Origin of the sequence: Treponema peruense (assembly GCF_016117655.1) — a bacterium.
Taxonomy (GTDB): Bacteria; Spirochaetota; Spirochaetia; order Treponematales; family Treponemataceae; genus Treponema_D; species Treponema_D peruense.
Genome location: NZ_CP064936.1, coordinates 1,612,833 through 1,629,074, shown reverse-complemented (window position 1 = coordinate 1,629,074; position 16,242 = coordinate 1,612,833). Strand labels below are relative to the sequence as shown.

The 16,242-nt window shown below is 43.8% G+C and carries 13 protein-coding genes; 7 read left to right on the top strand and 6 right to left on the bottom strand.

The genetic code is table 11. From position 1 onward, the window contains the following. The first annotated feature begins 3 nt into the window (after positions 1-3). Together IWA51_RS07605 and IWA51_RS07600 are read left to right on the top strand one after the other, a co-directional pair. On the top strand, positions 4-1,038 hold the full coding sequence (locus IWA51_RS07605) for a uracil phosphoribosyltransferase (protein ID WP_177528864.1): 1,035 nt from the start codon (positions 4-6) through the stop codon (positions 1,036-1,038). Continuing rightward, on the top strand, positions 1,035-1,667 hold the full coding sequence (locus IWA51_RS07600) for a tetratricopeptide repeat protein (protein WP_198441988.1): 633 nt from the start codon (positions 1,035-1,037) through the stop codon (positions 1,665-1,667). The genes IWA51_RS07605 and IWA51_RS07600 overlap by 4 nt, the downstream gene beginning before the upstream one ends. Here the strand turns inward: IWA51_RS07600 and IWA51_RS07595 are convergent. Genes IWA51_RS07595 through IWA51_RS07580 form a run of 4 tightly spaced genes read right to left on the bottom strand, consistent with a single transcriptional unit; the run spans position 1,631 to position 9,249 of the window. Next, on the bottom strand, positions 1,631-3,196 hold the full coding sequence (locus IWA51_RS07595) for a nucleotidyl cyclase domain-containing protein (RefSeq protein ID WP_198441987.1): 1,566 nt from the start codon (positions 3,194-3,196) through the stop codon (positions 1,631-1,633). The genes IWA51_RS07600 and IWA51_RS07595 overlap by 37 nt on opposite strands. After that, on the bottom strand, positions 3,193-4,719 hold the full coding sequence (locus tag IWA51_RS07590; protein WP_198441986.1) for a 6-hydroxymethylpterin diphosphokinase MptE-like protein: 1,527 nt from the start codon (positions 4,717-4,719) through the stop codon (positions 3,193-3,195). The genes IWA51_RS07595 and IWA51_RS07590 overlap by 4 nt, the downstream gene beginning before the upstream one ends. Beyond that, the gene (locus IWA51_RS07585) at positions 4,716-6,200 is read right to left on the bottom strand and encodes a 6-hydroxymethylpterin diphosphokinase MptE-like protein (protein ID WP_198441985.1); all 1,485 of its coding nucleotides are present in this window, start codon (positions 6,198-6,200) and stop codon (positions 4,716-4,718) included. The genes IWA51_RS07590 and IWA51_RS07585 overlap by 4 nt, the downstream gene beginning before the upstream one ends. Next, entirely contained in the window at positions 6,178-9,249 is a 3,072-nt protein-coding gene (locus tag IWA51_RS07580; protein WP_198441984.1) for a midas domain-containing protein, read from the bottom strand. The genes IWA51_RS07585 and IWA51_RS07580 overlap by 23 nt, the downstream gene beginning before the upstream one ends. 232 nt (positions 9,250-9,481) lie before the next feature. Here IWA51_RS07580 and IWA51_RS07575 point away from each other — a divergent pair, with 232 nt between their 5' ends. Next, positions 9,482-9,979, top strand: a complete 498-nt coding sequence (locus IWA51_RS07575; RefSeq protein ID WP_177528858.1) for an FtsB family cell division protein — start codon at positions 9,482-9,484, stop codon at positions 9,977-9,979. Further along, positions 9,966-10,556, top strand: coding sequence for an L-threonylcarbamoyladenylate synthase (locus tag IWA51_RS07570; protein WP_198441983.1), 591 nt, complete (start codon positions 9,966-9,968; stop codon positions 10,554-10,556). The genes IWA51_RS07575 and IWA51_RS07570 overlap by 14 nt, the downstream gene beginning before the upstream one ends. Before the next feature lie 3 nt (positions 10,557-10,559). On the opposite strand, the gene IWA51_RS07565 is transcribed toward IWA51_RS07570, so the two are convergent. Together IWA51_RS07565 and smpB are read right to left on the bottom strand one after the other, a co-directional pair. Beyond that, on the bottom strand, positions 10,560-11,408 hold the full coding sequence (locus IWA51_RS07565) for a TP0183 family DNA metabolism protein (protein ID WP_198441982.1): 849 nt from the start codon (positions 11,406-11,408) through the stop codon (positions 10,560-10,562). 9 nt (positions 11,409-11,417) lie between these two features. Further along, positions 11,418-11,882, bottom strand: coding sequence for an SsrA-binding protein SmpB (smpB, locus tag IWA51_RS07560; RefSeq protein ID WP_198441981.1), 465 nt, complete (start codon positions 11,880-11,882; stop codon positions 11,418-11,420). 136 nt (positions 11,883-12,018) lie between these two features. Between smpB and lepB the strand changes: the two genes are divergently transcribed. From lepB to dxs, 3 genes are all read left to right on the top strand, one after another. Next, a complete protein-coding gene (lepB, locus tag IWA51_RS07555; protein WP_198441980.1) occupies positions 12,019-12,714 on the top strand; it encodes a signal peptidase I in 696 nt (231 codons plus the stop codon). Continuing rightward, complete coding sequence (hemW, locus tag IWA51_RS07550) at positions 12,714-13,952, top strand: radical SAM family heme chaperone HemW (protein ID WP_198441979.1); 1,239 nt, start codon at positions 12,714-12,716, stop codon at positions 13,950-13,952. The genes lepB and hemW overlap by 1 nt, the downstream gene beginning before the upstream one ends. 358 nt (positions 13,953-14,310) lie before the next feature. After that, complete coding sequence (dxs, locus tag IWA51_RS07545) at positions 14,311-16,242, top strand: 1-deoxy-D-xylulose-5-phosphate synthase (RefSeq protein ID WP_198441978.1); 1,932 nt, start codon at positions 14,311-14,313, stop codon at positions 16,240-16,242.

Sequence of the window (16,242 nt, the reverse complement as noted above, 5' to 3'; positions counted from 1 at the left end):
ATTATGAGTGATGAAAAAATAATCCTTAAGGCAGAAGATTTGGACGGTTATCTTACGGCCGATGACCAGAATGACTTGAAAAGTCTTGAACTTATGTACAAAGATACGCTTTCTCATTTTAATCCTGTAAACAAAGATGCAATCGTTTCCAGTTTTGACTCTATGGGACACAAAATGCAGGAAATATGCGCAAAGCATCCCAACATCAAGGTTTATTCTTTCGTAACAGAAGAGGGTGCCCATGCCGAAGCCAGCCGTGTTATTTCAAAGCTCCGTGATGTAAAGACTGAACATGAAGAGTTTCTTTACTACAGCCAGCGTGCATACGAAATGCTGTTCCGCCTCGCATATACAGACGAACATTATGACAAAAAAAATCATATCTTTGTAAAGACTCCTGTTTCCAGCCCTGTTCAGAATTATGCAGTCCATAAAATTCCGGACATTGACGACAAAATTGAAAACACAGTTATGTGCGTAATGCTCCGTGGTGCACTTCTTCCCAGCATGATTATGTCAAAAGAGATTCAGGAATATTCTTCTTCAGGATACGTTACACCGTTTGCTCTTTTTAAGATTAACCGCGATGACAGCCGCATGGAAAACAACATGCAGTATATCCTTAATCTTAAAAATTCTTTCTTTAACCTTGAAGATCTTGACGGAAAAGACCTTATTTTTGCCGATCCGATGAACGCAACCGGAGGCTCGCTTGTTACTGTTGTAAAATACCTTCAGTCCCAGGGAATCAAGCCAAAAAGCATCAAGTTCTTTAACGTAATTTCGGCTCTTAAGGGAAGTCTTCGTGTTACACGCGCTCTTGAAAACTGTACCTGCTATACACTCTGGATGGATCCTGTCCTTAACGAAAAAGCATACATTATGCCGGGACTCGGTGATGCTGGTGACAGACTGAACGGATGCGACAATCATGAAACTCCAAGAAATATTATCCAGCTTATTGCAGACTACGGTTCCGGAATTGCAGGCCTTTACCGTTCACAGCTCCGCAAAATAGAGCAGACTGTTCTTGGATGAAAAAAAGCACTTTCTGTTATTTAAGTTTAGTTTTTCTCTTTTTCTCCTGTTCGGGTACGGCACATTTACCTGTTCCGGGGGAAAAGAATGCTGTCGAATCCAATATTTCTGTTGAATATTATTCGATTGCGTCTTCATACGAAGAACTTAAAAATTATAAAAAAGCAATAGACTACTACAATCTTGCAAAAAAAAATAAAAAAATGCGGGCTTCTTCTGAATACAAGATTGCACGCTGTTATGCACTTTTAAAAGACTGGGATAATGCACAGGCAGGATTTGAAAAAATTCTTAAAAAGGATCCTTCCAACACAAATATAAAAATTTCCCTTGCATATATAATGGCCATGCGCGGTGACTTGGAAGCATCTTCACAGCTTTATTCCACTCTGGTTTCAGAGAATTCAACCGATGTGTCTATACTTAAAAACTACATTTCTGTACTGTGCGCTCGCGGTATGTTTGACGAAGCAAATGTACAACTGGCCGTACTTAAAGAAAAGTTTCCCGATGATGCTGATATTTCCGGAATAGAAAAAAAACTTCAGGAACTGTCGGCCCCAAAATCTGAAGAAAAGACCGACGAAAATTCTCAGTCTAGCGTTACTACAGATTCGCCTGAATCCTGAGTTCGTTCCTTAAGTTTCGAAGCTTCGCCTGCAAGGTAACTTCTGTATTTGTCGGGATTTACCCTGAATGCTACAATAGGAGAGTCCTTGTCTTCCATTGCATGGAACAGTGCCTGCTCTGATTCATTGAACAAACGTTTGCCCGATATGAGCCTTAATGAACGCGTAGAAATTCCTACAAAAGGTGTCTCTGCGCTGCTGTTTGCTCTTTTAAGGACAGAAACAATTTCTGTATGCGTTTTTTCTGCTTCTGCAAGTGCTGCATCTGTATTCTGGTTCTGGAAAATTGCAGTAAATCCGTCGCTTCCATAGTCAAATACCAAATCATTGAATTTAACCCAGTCTTTTATAATGGAAGCCGTTTCTTTTCCTTCAGGTGTTGTCCAGTCTATGCCGGGAATTCTAACTGTAAAAAGGGCCAGATCCTGTTCGCTTGAAGCAGCGCGTATCAGTTCACTGTCCAGTCTTGTAGGCATGTACTGTTCCCAGCCGAAACCAGTCTTTTCATCAAAGAGTCCGACCGGTGCTACATTGTTTTCTGCAAGGGAAGGCTCTTCATGAATTTCTTCTGCAAAACTTGCATCTTCGGCAGCAGCACCTTCTTCTTCGCTGGCATTTTGGCCGTTTTCCAAAACAGGCTCTTTTTCCTGTACAGAAGGTATTGTTTCTTCAATGTCTGTCTGGTCTTCAAAGTCCAGTGTTTTGTCAGAATCAATTTCTGTTCCGTAAGAATTCTCTTCCGCAACAGCATTGTTTTCGGCCGTCACTTCGCTAATAGCGGTATCTTCTGCAGCCGTCACTTCAGCAACTGCAGCAACCTCTGCAACGTCATTTCGGGTAACAGCCGACTCTTCTGCATCCGTCCTTTCGCTAACAGCCGCTTCTTCTTCTGCGTCATTTCCAGAAACAGTAGCATCTTCTTCTGCATCTGTTCCCTTACGGGCTACATCTTCATAATCGGGCATTTCTTCTTCAAAAAAATAATCTTCTGCGCCGTCATTTTCTGCATCTGTATCTTCCTGTCCGTCTGTGTCCGGATCTTTTTTGGAAACAATAATCAAGTTTAGGGCAGCGGCCAGTGTTGCAGCAAGAATTACAAGAAAAGCCACTCGGCCTTTGTAATAAATAGAAGAGGGTTTTAATGTATAGAGGGCTGCCGTAAGAACTGCCGAATTTTCTCCGCCTTTTACCAAAGTTGAAAGCTGTTTTATAAGCGGTGAAGAAGCCGTTTTATTTTCATCAATGCTTACAGGATAAGAAAACAAAAGTTTACCATCAGAACTTACCTGAATTGCAGCAATGTCAGAAACATTCCCAAGACTTTCAAGAATTGCCCTGCTAAATTCAGCCGAACCGATGTCGTTTTCCTTAAGGTTGCGGCTCAAATCTTTTGTAAGGGAAGTAAATCTTTCCTGCGTGCGCTTTGTTCCGCCTGAATATTCAAAAATAAGTGAAGCTGCAAAGGCCAGAACCGCAGCGATATATACCGTACAGACGGTGACTGTAAAATAGTTTCTTTTTGCTTTCATAGTATACAATTATAACGCAGAGACATCTTGTATGCAAGTTTCATGCAGTCCAAAACGTCCATATTGTTTCCTTCAGGCGTATTTTTTTTGATCCAGGCAACCAGCGGCAGAAAAGGAGCGGTATTTTTATTGTCACCGTTGAATTCTTCCTTCCCGGCGGAACAGATTTTCTGCAATTCTTTCTGGATTTTTTTTATAAAATCCTTTGCACCGTAAAAGCTGCAATTTTTTTTAAGAAATTTCCGCGGCCCGGCAGCAGGCTTTTCGGAATACAGCAGATTTTCTTCAATAAAAAAGTAGGCATTTTTTTCTGCCCATTCCGAAAGCGAGCGTGCATAGTTTTTAAGTGAGGTCGTTGTTGTTTTTTTATTGTCAGACAAAAGTTCTGTCCTGAACATAAGGGAAGCAAATTTTTGTTCTGCACATTCAAGCCTTTCTGCCGTACCTGTAAGATTTGCGTCCAGATAGGTTCCGCGCGTGTAGGGTTTCCCCAGACTGAACGCAAAATCTGCTCCGAACAGTTCTATTTTTTTAAAGCCTTCCTGACGTGCAAAGTCACATGCTGCTACGGTAACAGTTCCCGCACCGCAGTCGAGTTTTGGCATATAAGTTTTGTTTTCTTCTATAAACAAGGCTTCAAGCGGGTGTCCTGTAGTTACAAATTCAACAGTTCCGCCTTTTGCCATAATCTGCCGTACTGCTGAATCAGGGGATGAAAGTGACATGACAAATCTTGTGTTTTTAAAATAATTTGACTTTTCCACCTGTCTGGACGGCATAAAATGGCCTGTAGTTACCATCTGCGCATCTACCGAAACAACGGCATCGCTTTTTATTCCGCGTGAACACAGTGCTCTGAATGCAGTATCTGTAGAAATAATGTAATATTTGTCTCTGTTATCGCGCAGTTTTGAAAAACTATTGTCCAAAGAAGGTCCCGCTGCAATAACCGCCGCTGTTTTTGACGTGTCTGCGTCGCAAGGTTCTGTGTTGTGTACAAAAGCAGAATTGCGTATTATATTTTCCTGCCAGATTTTTCCAAAATGTGACTGAACAGAATAGTCCGCCGAAATTTCTTCAAGGGCGCGCTTTGCATTTTCACGTATTTCCTGAGCCGCCGCCTTGTTTTCATTTTCCCATGCCCTGTTAAAAAGTACACAAAGGTTTCCGTAAACTGCAGGTTTGTAAAGTTCCCTTAGTGCCCTCTGCATTCCTGCAGCATCTGTGAAGGTAACCCGGCTGTCTTTTTCGGTTTTGGTGGCGCACTCAATCTGTCTGCAAAAAGAAAGGCTTTCTCTGTCTGCCTCAACTGCCAGTATGTGAATGCGCGTGTTTTTTTTAAGAAGGGCTGCTATATGGTATGCACCGCCTATTCCGATAACAAGCGCAAATCCTGCCGTTATACCTTCTGCAAACTGAACAGCTTCACGCTCCGGATTGTACTTTGAATGCATCGGAAGCCCGTCAGTAAAAAGGGGAATTTCAGAGCCGTTTTTTGAAGTTATTATGCCGGAATAAATCATATTCTGCCTCTGTCAGGAACAGATTTTATCAGTGAAGCATAAAAATCCTGCATTCCGCTTTGGATTGTTTGTTTTGCATTTTCTTCAAACTGAGTTCCCGAACTTCTTTCCAGAACAACAGCCTCCGACGGAAGAGCGCACGAAATCCATTCCTGATTGCCGATCTTTTCGTGTATCGTCCGCCTTACAGCTTCTTCGCGGCAAACATAAAGCGGTTTTATGTCCTGTTTGTAAAGTTCAGGTTTTATTCCTGTTCCTTTGCGCTCTGCAAAATACTCCCAGTCTGTGTCCTGTATTTTTCCAAGTGTATTTTTGTAGTCAAAGTGGTTGGAAAGTCTTTTAAGGCGTCCTCCAAAATCAGCTGCAGAAAACCATGAACGGTAAATGTCCAGCGCGCGCGAAGTGAATCCTCCCGGTGCAAGCCGTGTTTCCTGTGTACAGAGTCTTCCGTCACAAAGGGAATCTGTTTTTTCGAGTTCGTTGGGCTGTGTATGGCAGAAAGATTTGGAAGGAGCAAGATCCAGTCCGCAAAAAAATACGTTTCCGCTTGTTATAGAAAGGGCAAGCATGGCGGCAGTTCCGCTTACAGTACCGTTTCTTTGTGAGCGCAAACCGCATATTCCGCAACCACGAAGAATATCATCACCAATTCCGTCCCCGTAAAAAAGCGGAACTATTTTTTCATTGGCGGCAGCTTCGCCGGGACAGGCTCCTTCTGCGGGAACAGCCAGCGGAACATGGAATTTTTTTTCGGCAAAAGTAAGATGCATTTTTGCCCAGAATCCCCCGTCGGTAGAAACGCATAAATCGGGAACAATGCCGGCATTAACAAGGGGAGAGAGCGCCGAAGAAACGGCGATAAGAAAAAAAGAATCCCTGTACTCACGGATTTTTTTCAGTGAAGAAAACAGACTCGGGCCGCTCGCGCAGACAACAACAGGTGAAGTTCCGCTTTTTATTCCGTAAATATTTTTTGCAAAAAGTGAAAGCCTTACTGCATTTTTTGCCCATCTTTTTGCAAAGTGTTTTCTTGTACACAAAACATTGCGGCTTTTAAGAACAGCTGCCTTTATTTCGTTCCATGCAAGAGCAGACTGTTTTGGAAAAGCTTTTTCAGAAGGTTTCCATGACACAAAAAGACAGGAGGCAATTCCTTCATCGCCCATAAAAGAAAACAGTGCTTCTCCCAATGCTGAATCTGAATAAAATACTTTGTCCCACAGATTGTCGGTTTGTGAAAAGTCAGCACAGAATCTTGTGCAGCATAAAACTGAATGTGCAAACCGTCTGCGCAAAAAAGGCGCGCAGTAGGAAAGGGCAGGTTCTGTTATGAGAATATACTTGGGGTTAAAGTCACACGGAATTCCGTCTGCAAAACGTTCAGCCTCTTTTTCGGGACTGTAAAACGAATGCAGCCGTATTCCGTTTGCGGAACATGTTTTGCTTCCGTCCGCAGCGTCAAGAAAGTCCAAGTTCTGCAAAGAGTTTTTTGTATGTCTCGAACTGCTCAGACCGTGCAAACTCTGCAATCTTTTCTTCGGGCAGATTTTCAAGAAGCTGATCCATGTAAGAAAGAACCGACTTTATTTCCTGTTTCATGTCTGACGGAATATCTGAAGAGTTATCATTCTTTTCTTCTGCTGCCGGTGCAGGATTTTCTTCTTTATCGGCAACATCTTCTGTTTCAGGAATATCTTCGGTGTCCGGGGTTTCGTCCTTTGACTGCCAGTTTGAGAATACTTCGCCTACAGGTTCTTCACCGATTCCCTTTTCAAGCACTTCATCGTCTTCCTTGAACACGTCAATCGGCTTTGAAAGCGACTCCAGACCTGTCTCCTGTGGCTGCTGTTCAGTTTCTTTTTCAACAGTTTCTTCTGCAGATGAATATGCAGTTTCCTGTGCTTCAGGAATATCTTCTGAAATTACTTCAGGCTTTTCTGCACTTTCAACTTCTTCAGGCTCTGCGGAAAAATCCTGCGGTTCTGTGGTAACAGTTTCATCTGTTCTTACAGGAGCATCCATCATGTCTGTTGCAGAAGATTCCACAAGAATATCATCTGCCTTTGGAACGCTTATTTCGTCAGGAATATTTTCTTCTGTTTCTTCCTGCTCGGTTTCAGTTTCGTCAAAAACAGGTTCCTCAAGCTCTTTACCGCCAAAGTCCACCGGTTCATCCAGGTCCGGATTCTGCGGCTCTATGTTTTCTGCGGTAAACTGTGCACTTGTAAGAATGTTGTTCAGTTCATCACCGCTCAGGGCTATTGTATCATCCTCATCACTTTCGCTGAAGAATCCTCCATCGCTACTGACCGTGTCTGAAACTTCTGCAACCTGCTCTGCATTTTCTTCGGGAACAGCAGTTTCTGTGCCGACTGGCTGCTCAACTTCAGCAACTTCTGTCTTCGGGGGATTTTTCTTCAAGTCTTCAAATTCTGTTTTCAGTGAACTTATTTCGTTTCTGAGGTTTGCAAGCTCTGCTGAAATCTGCTTGAGAATAGCTGCACCGCTTATATCTTCTACCGGTTCCATTGTATTCAATTTGTCCTCCGTGACATCATCTTCTTTCTTTTCAAATACGCTGTAAGTTTCTTCCGGTACTGTTTCCTGGGTTTCAGAATCATTTTCTTCTACGGAATATTTTGTATTTTCTGTAGATTCTGCACTTTCTTCTGCAGGAGTTTCTTCAGATTCTTCAACAGCAGATTCTGCATTTTCTTTAGCAACAGCCGTATCATCTGCGGTTATTTCATACTCTTCTGCCAGTACCGAAGCATCAGCCAGCTGTGGTTCATCTGAATCTTCAGCCGCAACATCTTCTTCGTCATCATCAGTCGGAATAGGGTGAATTTGGTTTCCTTCTTCGTCATAAGGTCCTGTCACACCGAATCCGCCGTCGGTAAATCCTTCGCCGTTCATAAAGTCGTCAATGTCCACAGATTCGTTTCCAGAAGCGGTATCTTCATCTTTAAGGGCATTTTCTTTTTCGCCAGGGGCAAAGTCGTCTATTTTGAATGCATTGTCTTCTTCGTCAAGTACAGGCTCTTCCTCAGTTACTTCACTTTCTTCTTCACCGGCGGAATTTTCTTCTTTCGGGAGAACAATTTCATCTTCGTTAACAGAAGTTTCTTCTTCGGGAAGGGTAAAGTTATCTTCTACTACAGCAGGTTCTTCGGGAATTGCCAGTTCGTCTTTGCTTACAGCTGGCTCTTTCTCTGTTGAATCAGAGTCTGGTTCTGGAAGTGCGAATTCATCTGCACCGGCAGCAGGCTCTTCTACAGGAAGGGTAAAGTCATCTGCGCTTACAGCCGTTTCTTCTGCAGAAAGCGCAAATTTATCTTCGGGTGCATCTTCTGTTTTTGAAGAAGTATCTGCGGCAGAAGAAAGGTCAACTGTGTTTCCGCCTTCATCCTGTACGCTGTTCAAAATTGAATCTATATCAAAATCGTTGTCAGGTGCACCAAAATCTTCGTCATTCTTTTTGTCACCGGCAGGTTTTGCAGTTTCATCCATTTCTATTATGACATTATCATCTTCGTCATCTGTTTCTACAGAAGCCGCTGCGCTCTGTGTATCTTTTTCTGTTCCGTCAGAATCATCTGTGTCAACATTCATAACGTAGTCAACGGGGCCTTCCGAAACTTTTTCTTTTTCATTTCCAAGAACAGGATTCTGGTTGGAATCGTCGTCATCCAAACCGAATTCAGAAAGGTCAACGGTCTGTGTGTCGTCTGAAAAATCAGATGAAGCTTCGGGAACAACCGGAACACTTTCTTTCTGTTCAGGGGTTTCGTCTACAATGCTGTCAAACAGAGCGTCAAAATCTTCTGTTTCTTCTTCTTTGGGGGAATCTTTTGTCTGTCCGGCAAGTTCTGTTCCGGCAAAGTCATCAAAAACAGTTTCTTCCTGTGCGTCTTCTTCGGTTTGTGCAGCAGGTTCATCGCTGAACGAAAGGTCTATGTCAAGCGGTTCTGAATCTTCTACAGTATCATTTTTTTCAGGTGCGCTTTCGGACGGCATATCCATAAATGCGTCAAGGGGAATGTCTCCGTCCAGTCCGAATTCAGAAAGATCCACATCCTGTGTTCCTGAACTGTGGCTTTCCTTTGAAGAGTCACCTGCCGGACTGTCAGAACTGCCCATAAAACTGTCCAAATCGATTTCTCCGTCGGGAAGTTCATCTTCTTTTTTTTCTGCTACCGGTACACTTTCCTGCGGTTTTTCGCTTTCTGCAGCCTGTGTAATTTCTTCTGCAGGCTTGTCTTCTGCCGAACCGTCGCTGAAACCGTCCGTAATGAATTCATCCAGTGAAATCTCTCCGTCGGGTGCGTCTTCTGCTTTGACAGGGGGTTCACTGGTGTCAAGATTGTCCAGAAACGAAAAGTCGGGGAGGGCGCTGTCGAGTTTTTCTTCATCATCCGAAATAGGAATTTCTTCTTCCGGAGCCGTCTGCGGCTGGTTTTTTACCCAAACGCCGTATTCATCAAGCTCGCTGTCTGCCAGGTTTTTGTTCTGTTCTGAAATATCGCTCATATTTTCCCCTTAAAATTGTAGAAAAGTACGCGAAACGTCCTCTGTAAAAGAATGCAAGAGTTTTTTTGACGGTTCTCTAGTTTTGTTTATCGGCATATTCCGCGTGTTTCTTGAGAAGTCTCCCTTAAAAGAAACAAACTATTTGCAAAACAATACTATTCTACTATAATGCGGCGTTTTTTTCCACCTTTTAAATTCAGAAACTTTGAATTTGTGCCGAAAAAAAAGCATAATGAGAAGATGTCGATTACTTGTTGCCGCCTGTCTTGGAACAATGTTTTATGTTGCCATGGCTGTAATAGGCGGCCGCGACGGTATCTGGGCAATGAACCAGCTTCTTGAACAGAAGAGAGTTATGAGCGCACACACCGCCGAAATTGAAAAAACGTTTGATGAACTTACTCTTGAAAAACTTGCCCTCCAGAAGGACGCGGATGTTATTGCCGCTTATGCAAGAAAACTCGGCTACGTTTCTGAAGGTGAAAAACTTGTAAAGATTACAGGTCTTGCAGCCAGGGAAACCCATGTTTTTGACCCGGGAACGGTTATAAGGCATTCTCCTGTTACCTATATTCCGGAATGGCTTTGCAAAGTTTCGGGATTTTCAATTATGTTTCTTATTTATGCAATTATGGTTGTCTGCGACATTCAGCGCGGCTACATAATTTTACCCCGTTTTGCAAAAAAATCTGCTTCTATGGGAGGAACTGTCGTATATGACTGTCAGTAAGTGTGATTGTGAGTCCGTTAAGCTCGCCGCGGAATGTCTTTTGAAAGGCGGTGTTGCAGTTTTGCCTACAGACACCGTTTACGGCTTCAGTGGCGCAGTTGATGTTCCTGGAAGAAAAAGGTTTTATTCAGACGACAGAATACGCGCGATAAAAGGCCGTTCGGAAAGCAAGCCCCTTATTGAACTTATTGCTTCCCCAAAAGATATTTATCTCTATACAGATGTTAAAATTCCCCAGGCTGTCATGTCAAAGTGGCCCGGCGCGCTTACGGTAATTGTACCTGTCAAAAAAGATGTGCCGCTGTTTTGTGACACACCGTGCGTGGCTTTCAGATGTCCCGGTGATGAATGGATCAGAAAAGTGATTGAGCTGTGCGGCTGCCCGGTATACAGTACCAGCGTAAACAGAAGCGGCAGTCCTGTTCTGGATACAATCAGTGCAATAAAAGATGAATTCGGCAGTGAAGCAGATCTTATTGTAGAAGACGGTGACAAAAAAGGCTGCCTTCCTTCTACACTTGTTCGCATAAACGGTGAAAAAATAGAAGTGTTGCGTCAGGGTTCCGTTACAGTCTGAATTTCAGCGTCTTTTCCATTCTACGGCGACAGTTCCCCGGCTTACACCCGTGTCAGAAGAGCGGGACTCTACCAGAGTAGTTTTTGAACCTTTGAGTGAACCGTCTTCTGCAAGGGTAAGGTTCCATTCGACAGGCTGTGATTGGGCTGCATTTTTTAGGGCAAGGGCTCTGGGCAGTTCCGGAAAGAAAGAAGCATTCGGCCTTGAAGTCTGCGTTATCTTTACTGAACCGCCTGCTTCTTCTACAGAAATATTCATGCTCGCACCGTTTTCAAAGATTACGAATCCTCTTCCGCTGCGTAGAATCAGTATTTTTTCTATATGGTCTTCACCGTTCCATGTTCCTGCAAGCTGTTCTATAGGGCTTGTCTGTTTTTCTGTGTCAGGTTCTGACGGTACAGCAGTCTGTGCAGGTTCCTGCGCGGTACTTTCTTCTGCCGTACCGGAAACCCCCGTACTCAGATTTTTAAGCAGGTTTTCAAGTGAAGCCTTTGCGTCAAGAAGAATTTTATAGTAAGAAGCATATTTTTTTGTTGCGTTTACAGATTTTTCCCGGGAACTGTCAATTGCGTTCAGCGTGCAGATCCAGCTTCCGTTTGAGTCTTCCTGTATTTCTGCATAAAAGGCGATGTTGGGCGAAGGTGTTTGCGGCGGGTAGGCAGTGTCCCTTCTGTCGTTGACTGCATAACCGTTTATTGACAGAAACTGGCTGTAAAAAAGGTCTGTCGTCATTTTTATCATGTTTTCATCATCAGAAGATGAAACTGTTGCATAGAAGTCTACGGTTGTGGCCGCGTATGCAGCAGAATAGAGAAGCATCAGTATTCCAAGAAGAATTTTTCCTGCGTGCAATGGCTTTTCCTATCCGTTCAGGTTGGAGCGGAATTCCCTTGCAATTTCGCGCTTTACGTCACGGTCCTTTATGTCTGCACGCTTGTCAAACTGTTTCTTTCCTTTGCAGACACCGAGCGTCAGTTTTACAAGCCCGTTCTTAAGGTAAAAATCAAGCGGAATAAGCGTGTATCCTTTTTCTTCTACCTTGCGCTGAAGTCTTTTAATCTCTTCTTTATGCAGAAGAAGCTTCTTTTTTCTGTCGGGGTCATGGTTGAACACAGAAGAAAACATATATTCGGCAATGTGAAAATTCTGAACCCAGACTTCACCGTTTTCTATAAGGGCAAAACTGTCATTGAACGAAACGTTTCCGTCCCTTACGGATTTTACTTCTGTTCCTTCGAGGGCTATTCCGCATTCAATTTTATCTTCGATTGTATAGTTAAAGTGAGCTTTTCTGTTTTGTGCTATTATTTTGCGACTTTCTGCCATATCTTCCATAATATCAAAGCATCGGCCAAAAGTCTACAGTTGTATGCTGCCCGCCGTCTGGTGCCAGCTGTCTCTTTTGCTCGCGTTTTTTGCGGGGATTGAAAGCACCTGCTGTATGTGGTATTATTGTTTATAAATGAAACAGAATGTATATGACTATTCCTTTGAAATGAGGCGTGAAAGACGCAGGCGCGTTACAAGATGTTTTATTCTTGTTGCCTCCGTTGTTCTTTTTATATCGCTTTTCCTGAATTATGTGCTTTTTCCGGTTTATGTACGCTCAGATTCCATGGAAAAGGGGATTGCAGAAAACGGAATGGTCTTTGTGTGCCCGCTTGCAAAAAGTCCAAAAAGAGGCAGCGTTGTTCTTCTGTCCAGAACTGACGGCCGCAGACTTTCTTTTTTTCAGAGATTCATAAATACTTCGGTAAGTTTCTTTACACTTCAGAAATATGCTCCGTTCGGTTATACGCACAAAATGAGCGGTAAGGAAACACTCAGACGCGTTGTGGCGCTTCCCGGAGATACAATTTACATGAAGGATTATGTTCTTTACGTAAAGCCTGCAGGACAGAATCTTTTTCTGACAGAATTTGAACTTGCCTCAAAGCCTTATGACGTAAGTATTTATTCTGTTCCGGTTGAGTGGGACGGAATGGGCTGTATTGGTGATATGGCAGAAACCGTGCTGGGCAGTGACGAGTATTTCCTTCTTGCAGACAACAGAATTGAAGCTGTAGACTCAAGGGGTTACGGTCCCGTAAAATCTTCCATGTTCAAGGGAAGTGCCGTCCTTCAGTTTTTTCCGCTTAACAGAATAAAACTTTTCTGATGGGAAAATTTTCCCTTTATGTGCACATTCCTTTCTGTACCTCAAAATGCGACTACTGCGACTTTTTCAGCACGGGCATAGGTTTGTGTAAATCTGTTCCCGATGACTACGTGGACTGCGTTGTAAAGGAAGTGAAAACTTATGCCCGGATCTTTGGTGTACAGGAGTGGAATACAGTTTATATCGGCGGTGGAACACCAAGCCTTCTGTCACCCGTTCAGTTGAACAGCCTGTTTGACGGAATACAAAAGTCATGCAAATGCGGAATTTCCTGCGGTGCAGAAGTTACTGTCGAAATGAACCCCGAATCCCTTGATAAAGAACTGCTTTCTGCTGCCGATTCCTGCGGCGTCAACAGACTTTCTCTTGGCATACAGAGCCTTAATTCCGCAGCGCTGCTTTCGGTAAGAAGAAACTGCACTGTACAGAAGGCACAGCAGGCACTTGAACTCGTAAAAAAATGCTGGAAAAACGACCTGAGTCTGGATGCCATTGCAGGACTTCCAGCCCAGAACAGTGAAGAATTTGCCCTTTCGCTCAAAAAAATGCTTTCCTATGGACCGCAGCACTTTTCTTTGTATACGCTTACGGTAGAAGAAGGTACACCCCTTTGCAAAAAAATAGACAATGGAATGGAATGGAATGCAGATGAAGCTGACTCACAGTGGCTTTTGGGGCGCGATATTCTTTTTTCGCATGGATTTTCACAGTACGAAGTGTCAAATTTCTGTCTTGCGGGAAAAGAAAGCCGTCACAACAGCGCATACTGGCAGCAGCAGAGCTATATAGGAGCCGGAGCCGGTGCTTCGGGAACAGTTTACTGCGGTTCTGAGGGGCTCAGATGGAATGTCAAAAAAGATGTAAAAGCCTACATTGACTTCTGGAAAACATACAGCGCCTCTTCGTGCGACGGTCTGTCTTTTGAACAGCTTGTCAAAGACGATGTCCCTTTGGAAACAGAAAATCTGGATGCAAAAACAATGGAATTTGAGTTTCTTATGATGGGACTCAGAACAAGACAGGGGGTGAGCGCGCAGAAATATGAAAGGTTGTATTCCGGTGTGTCTCCATGGAACGGAAATCTTTCATTGAGGCTTGGTGAAAAAAACGGGGTGTGGCGCAGGTTTTATGATGAAGGAATGACAAATGTTTATTCTTCCTGCGGCGGTGAAACATTTTATGCCCTCAACGAAAAGGGGATACTCTTTTTGAACCGTCTTCTGGTGGAACTTGATTGAGAAAAAAACAAAAAAATACTGTATGGTACTTGACGTAATTACCAAAAAAAACGATAATTACAAATACTTACTTAATTAAGGAGTTCTATCGTGCCTTGTGGAAAGAAAAGAAAGCGCGCAAAGATAGCGACACATAAGCGAAAGAAGAAGCTTAGAAGAAATCGGCATAAGAGCAAGTAACAGTTCGAAAGACTGTATCTTGGCCTTTTTCCCTTGAAAGACCGCGGTTGTTTTCGGACTTACTGCGGTCTTTTTTTTGCAGGGGAAATTTTGCACGCTGCGTCCGGCCGGGAGAAAACCCCGGTTTTTTTTATATCTGCATGGCGGTACAGAATTCCGCGCAGTTTAGGAGTTTTTTTTGATCCTTCAGAATATACATTCACCAGATGACCTAAAGGCCCTTCCAGAATCAGAACTTCCGGCTTTGGCTTCGGAAATGCGGCGCGAAATTATAGATGTCGTAGGCCGTAACGGAGGCCATCTTGCCAGTAATCTGGGTGTAGTAGAGCTTTCAATAGCGCTTCACAGGGTATTTTCCAGTCCCCATGATGCAATAGTCTGGGACGTAAGCCATCAGTGTTACCCGCACAAGCTTCTTACAGGCCGCCTTGAAAATTTTTATACTCTTAGGGAAAAAGACGGAATTTCGGGTTTTACAAGAATTACAGAAAGCCCTCATGACTTTTTTGATGCAGGACACGCTTCTTCTTCCATTTCATCTGCACTGGGACTTCTTTCTGCATGGCAGCAGACAGGAAAGGACGGAAAGGTTATTGCCGTAATAGGTGACGGTGCCCTTACAGGGGGAATGGCCTTTGAAGGACTGAGTCATGCCGGCCAGCTTGCAAAAAATCTCATTGTAATTGTAAATGACAACCAGATGTCCATAAGTCGCAACGTAGGTTCACTTTCACGTTATCTTTCGCGCCTTACGATGACAGACGCCTACCAGTCATTCCGCTACAAGTTTGACAGGGCAGTGGACTACATTCCTTACATCAACCGCCATATCGGAAAATTGATTTACAGGCTCAAAAGAGGCCTTAAGGGAATGTTTCTTACAAATAATCTTTTTGTAGACCTTGGATTTGAATACGTGGGGCCGCTTAACGGCCATAATATAGAACAGCTTGAACGGGTTTTGCGGAAGGCTGCAAAGATTCCGCGCCCTGTGGTAATCCATGTTGTTACAAAAAAAGGCAGGGGATACAGTCCGGCAGAAAACAATCCTTCTGCATTCCATGGGGTGGGACCTTTCAATACAAGTGACGGTGTTGTAGAAAAATTCGACGCACTCAGCTTTACCGAAGCATTCAGTTCAAAAATTGTTTCACTTGCCGAAGAAAATCCTAAAATCGCGGCTGTCACTGCAGCAATGTCAAAGGGTACAGGACTTGATGCTTTTTCCCGCAGGTTCCCTAGGCGTTTTTATGATGTGGGAATAGCAGAAGAACATGCCATAACTTTTGCAGGGGGACTCGCAGCCGGAGGAATGGTTCCTGTTGCGGCAATTTACTCTACATTCATGCAGCGTTCCTTTGACCAGATTGTAGAAGATATAGCACTTCCTTCAAGACATGCCGTTCTGGTAATGGACAGGGCAGGGGCGGTTCCTTCGGACGGTGAAACACACCAGGGAATCTTTGACATAAGCATGCTGCTTCCCGTTCCGAATATGTGCATTATGTCTGTCGCAAGCAGGGTCGATCTTGATTTATGCCTTGATTGGGCCGTTTCGTGCGCAAAGGGGCCTGTTGCAATACGCTGGCCAAAAATGTCATGCCCGTCAGAACTCGCTTCGTTTGCGGCACCGGTTGAAGCTGGCCGAGGCCTTTTTGTTGGGGCCGAAGAATTTGCTCCTGCAGTTTCGGCACGCTTTGCAGATGAGTCCGAACTTAACGGCGCAAAAAACAAAAAGGTTCTGTTTGTGTGTACCGGCGGAATGTTCAGTGAGTGTCTGGTTGCTTCGCGTTCCCTTCTTCTTGGCGGAATATGGGCAGACATTTATTCCCTGCGCTTCATAAAACCTTTTGACGAAGAATATTTTGTAAAACTTGCATCTTCCTACGATGCCGTTGTCTTTGTTGAAGACGGCATACTTACCGGTGGAATCGGAAGAAACCTTGAGTCTGTTCTGCTCAGGTCGCCTTATGCTCCAAAAATTAAAACTGCAGCGACCGGTTTTCCAGACAGATTCCTACATAACGGAAACCGTATGCAGATTCTTGAAGAAGCAGGTCTTGACCCTGACACAATAGCGGCCCTTGCGCGCACTCTTACGGAGAACTGA

Coding starts and splice junctions, on each gene's coding strand:
- IWA51_RS07605 (WP_177528864.1), top strand. CDS start 4: ATGAGTGATGAAAAAATAATCCTTAAGGCAGAAGATTTGGACGGTTAT.
- IWA51_RS07600 (WP_198441988.1), top strand. CDS start 1,035: ATGAAAAAAAGCACTTTCTGTTATTTAAGTTTAGTTTTTCTCTTTTTC.
- IWA51_RS07595 (WP_198441987.1), bottom strand. CDS start 3,196: ATGAAAGCAAAAAGAAACTATTTTACAGTCACCGTCTGTACGGTATAT.
- IWA51_RS07590 (WP_198441986.1), bottom strand. CDS start 4,719: ATGATTTATTCCGGCATAATAACTTCAAAAAACGGCTCTGAAATTCCC.
- IWA51_RS07580 (WP_198441984.1), bottom strand. CDS start 9,249: ATGAGCGATATTTCAGAACAGAACAAAAACCTGGCAGACAGCGAGCTT.
- IWA51_RS07575 (WP_177528858.1), top strand. CDS start 9,482: ATGAGAAGATGTCGATTACTTGTTGCCGCCTGTCTTGGAACAATGTTT.
- IWA51_RS07570 (WP_198441983.1), top strand. CDS start 9,966: ATGACTGTCAGTAAGTGTGATTGTGAGTCCGTTAAGCTCGCCGCGGAA.
- smpB (WP_198441981.1), bottom strand. CDS start 11,882: ATGGCAGAAAGTCGCAAAATAATAGCACAAAACAGAAAAGCTCACTTT.
- lepB (WP_198441980.1), top strand. CDS start 12,019: ATGAAACAGAATGTATATGACTATTCCTTTGAAATGAGGCGTGAAAGA.
- hemW (WP_198441979.1), top strand. CDS start 12,714: ATGGGAAAATTTTCCCTTTATGTGCACATTCCTTTCTGTACCTCAAAA.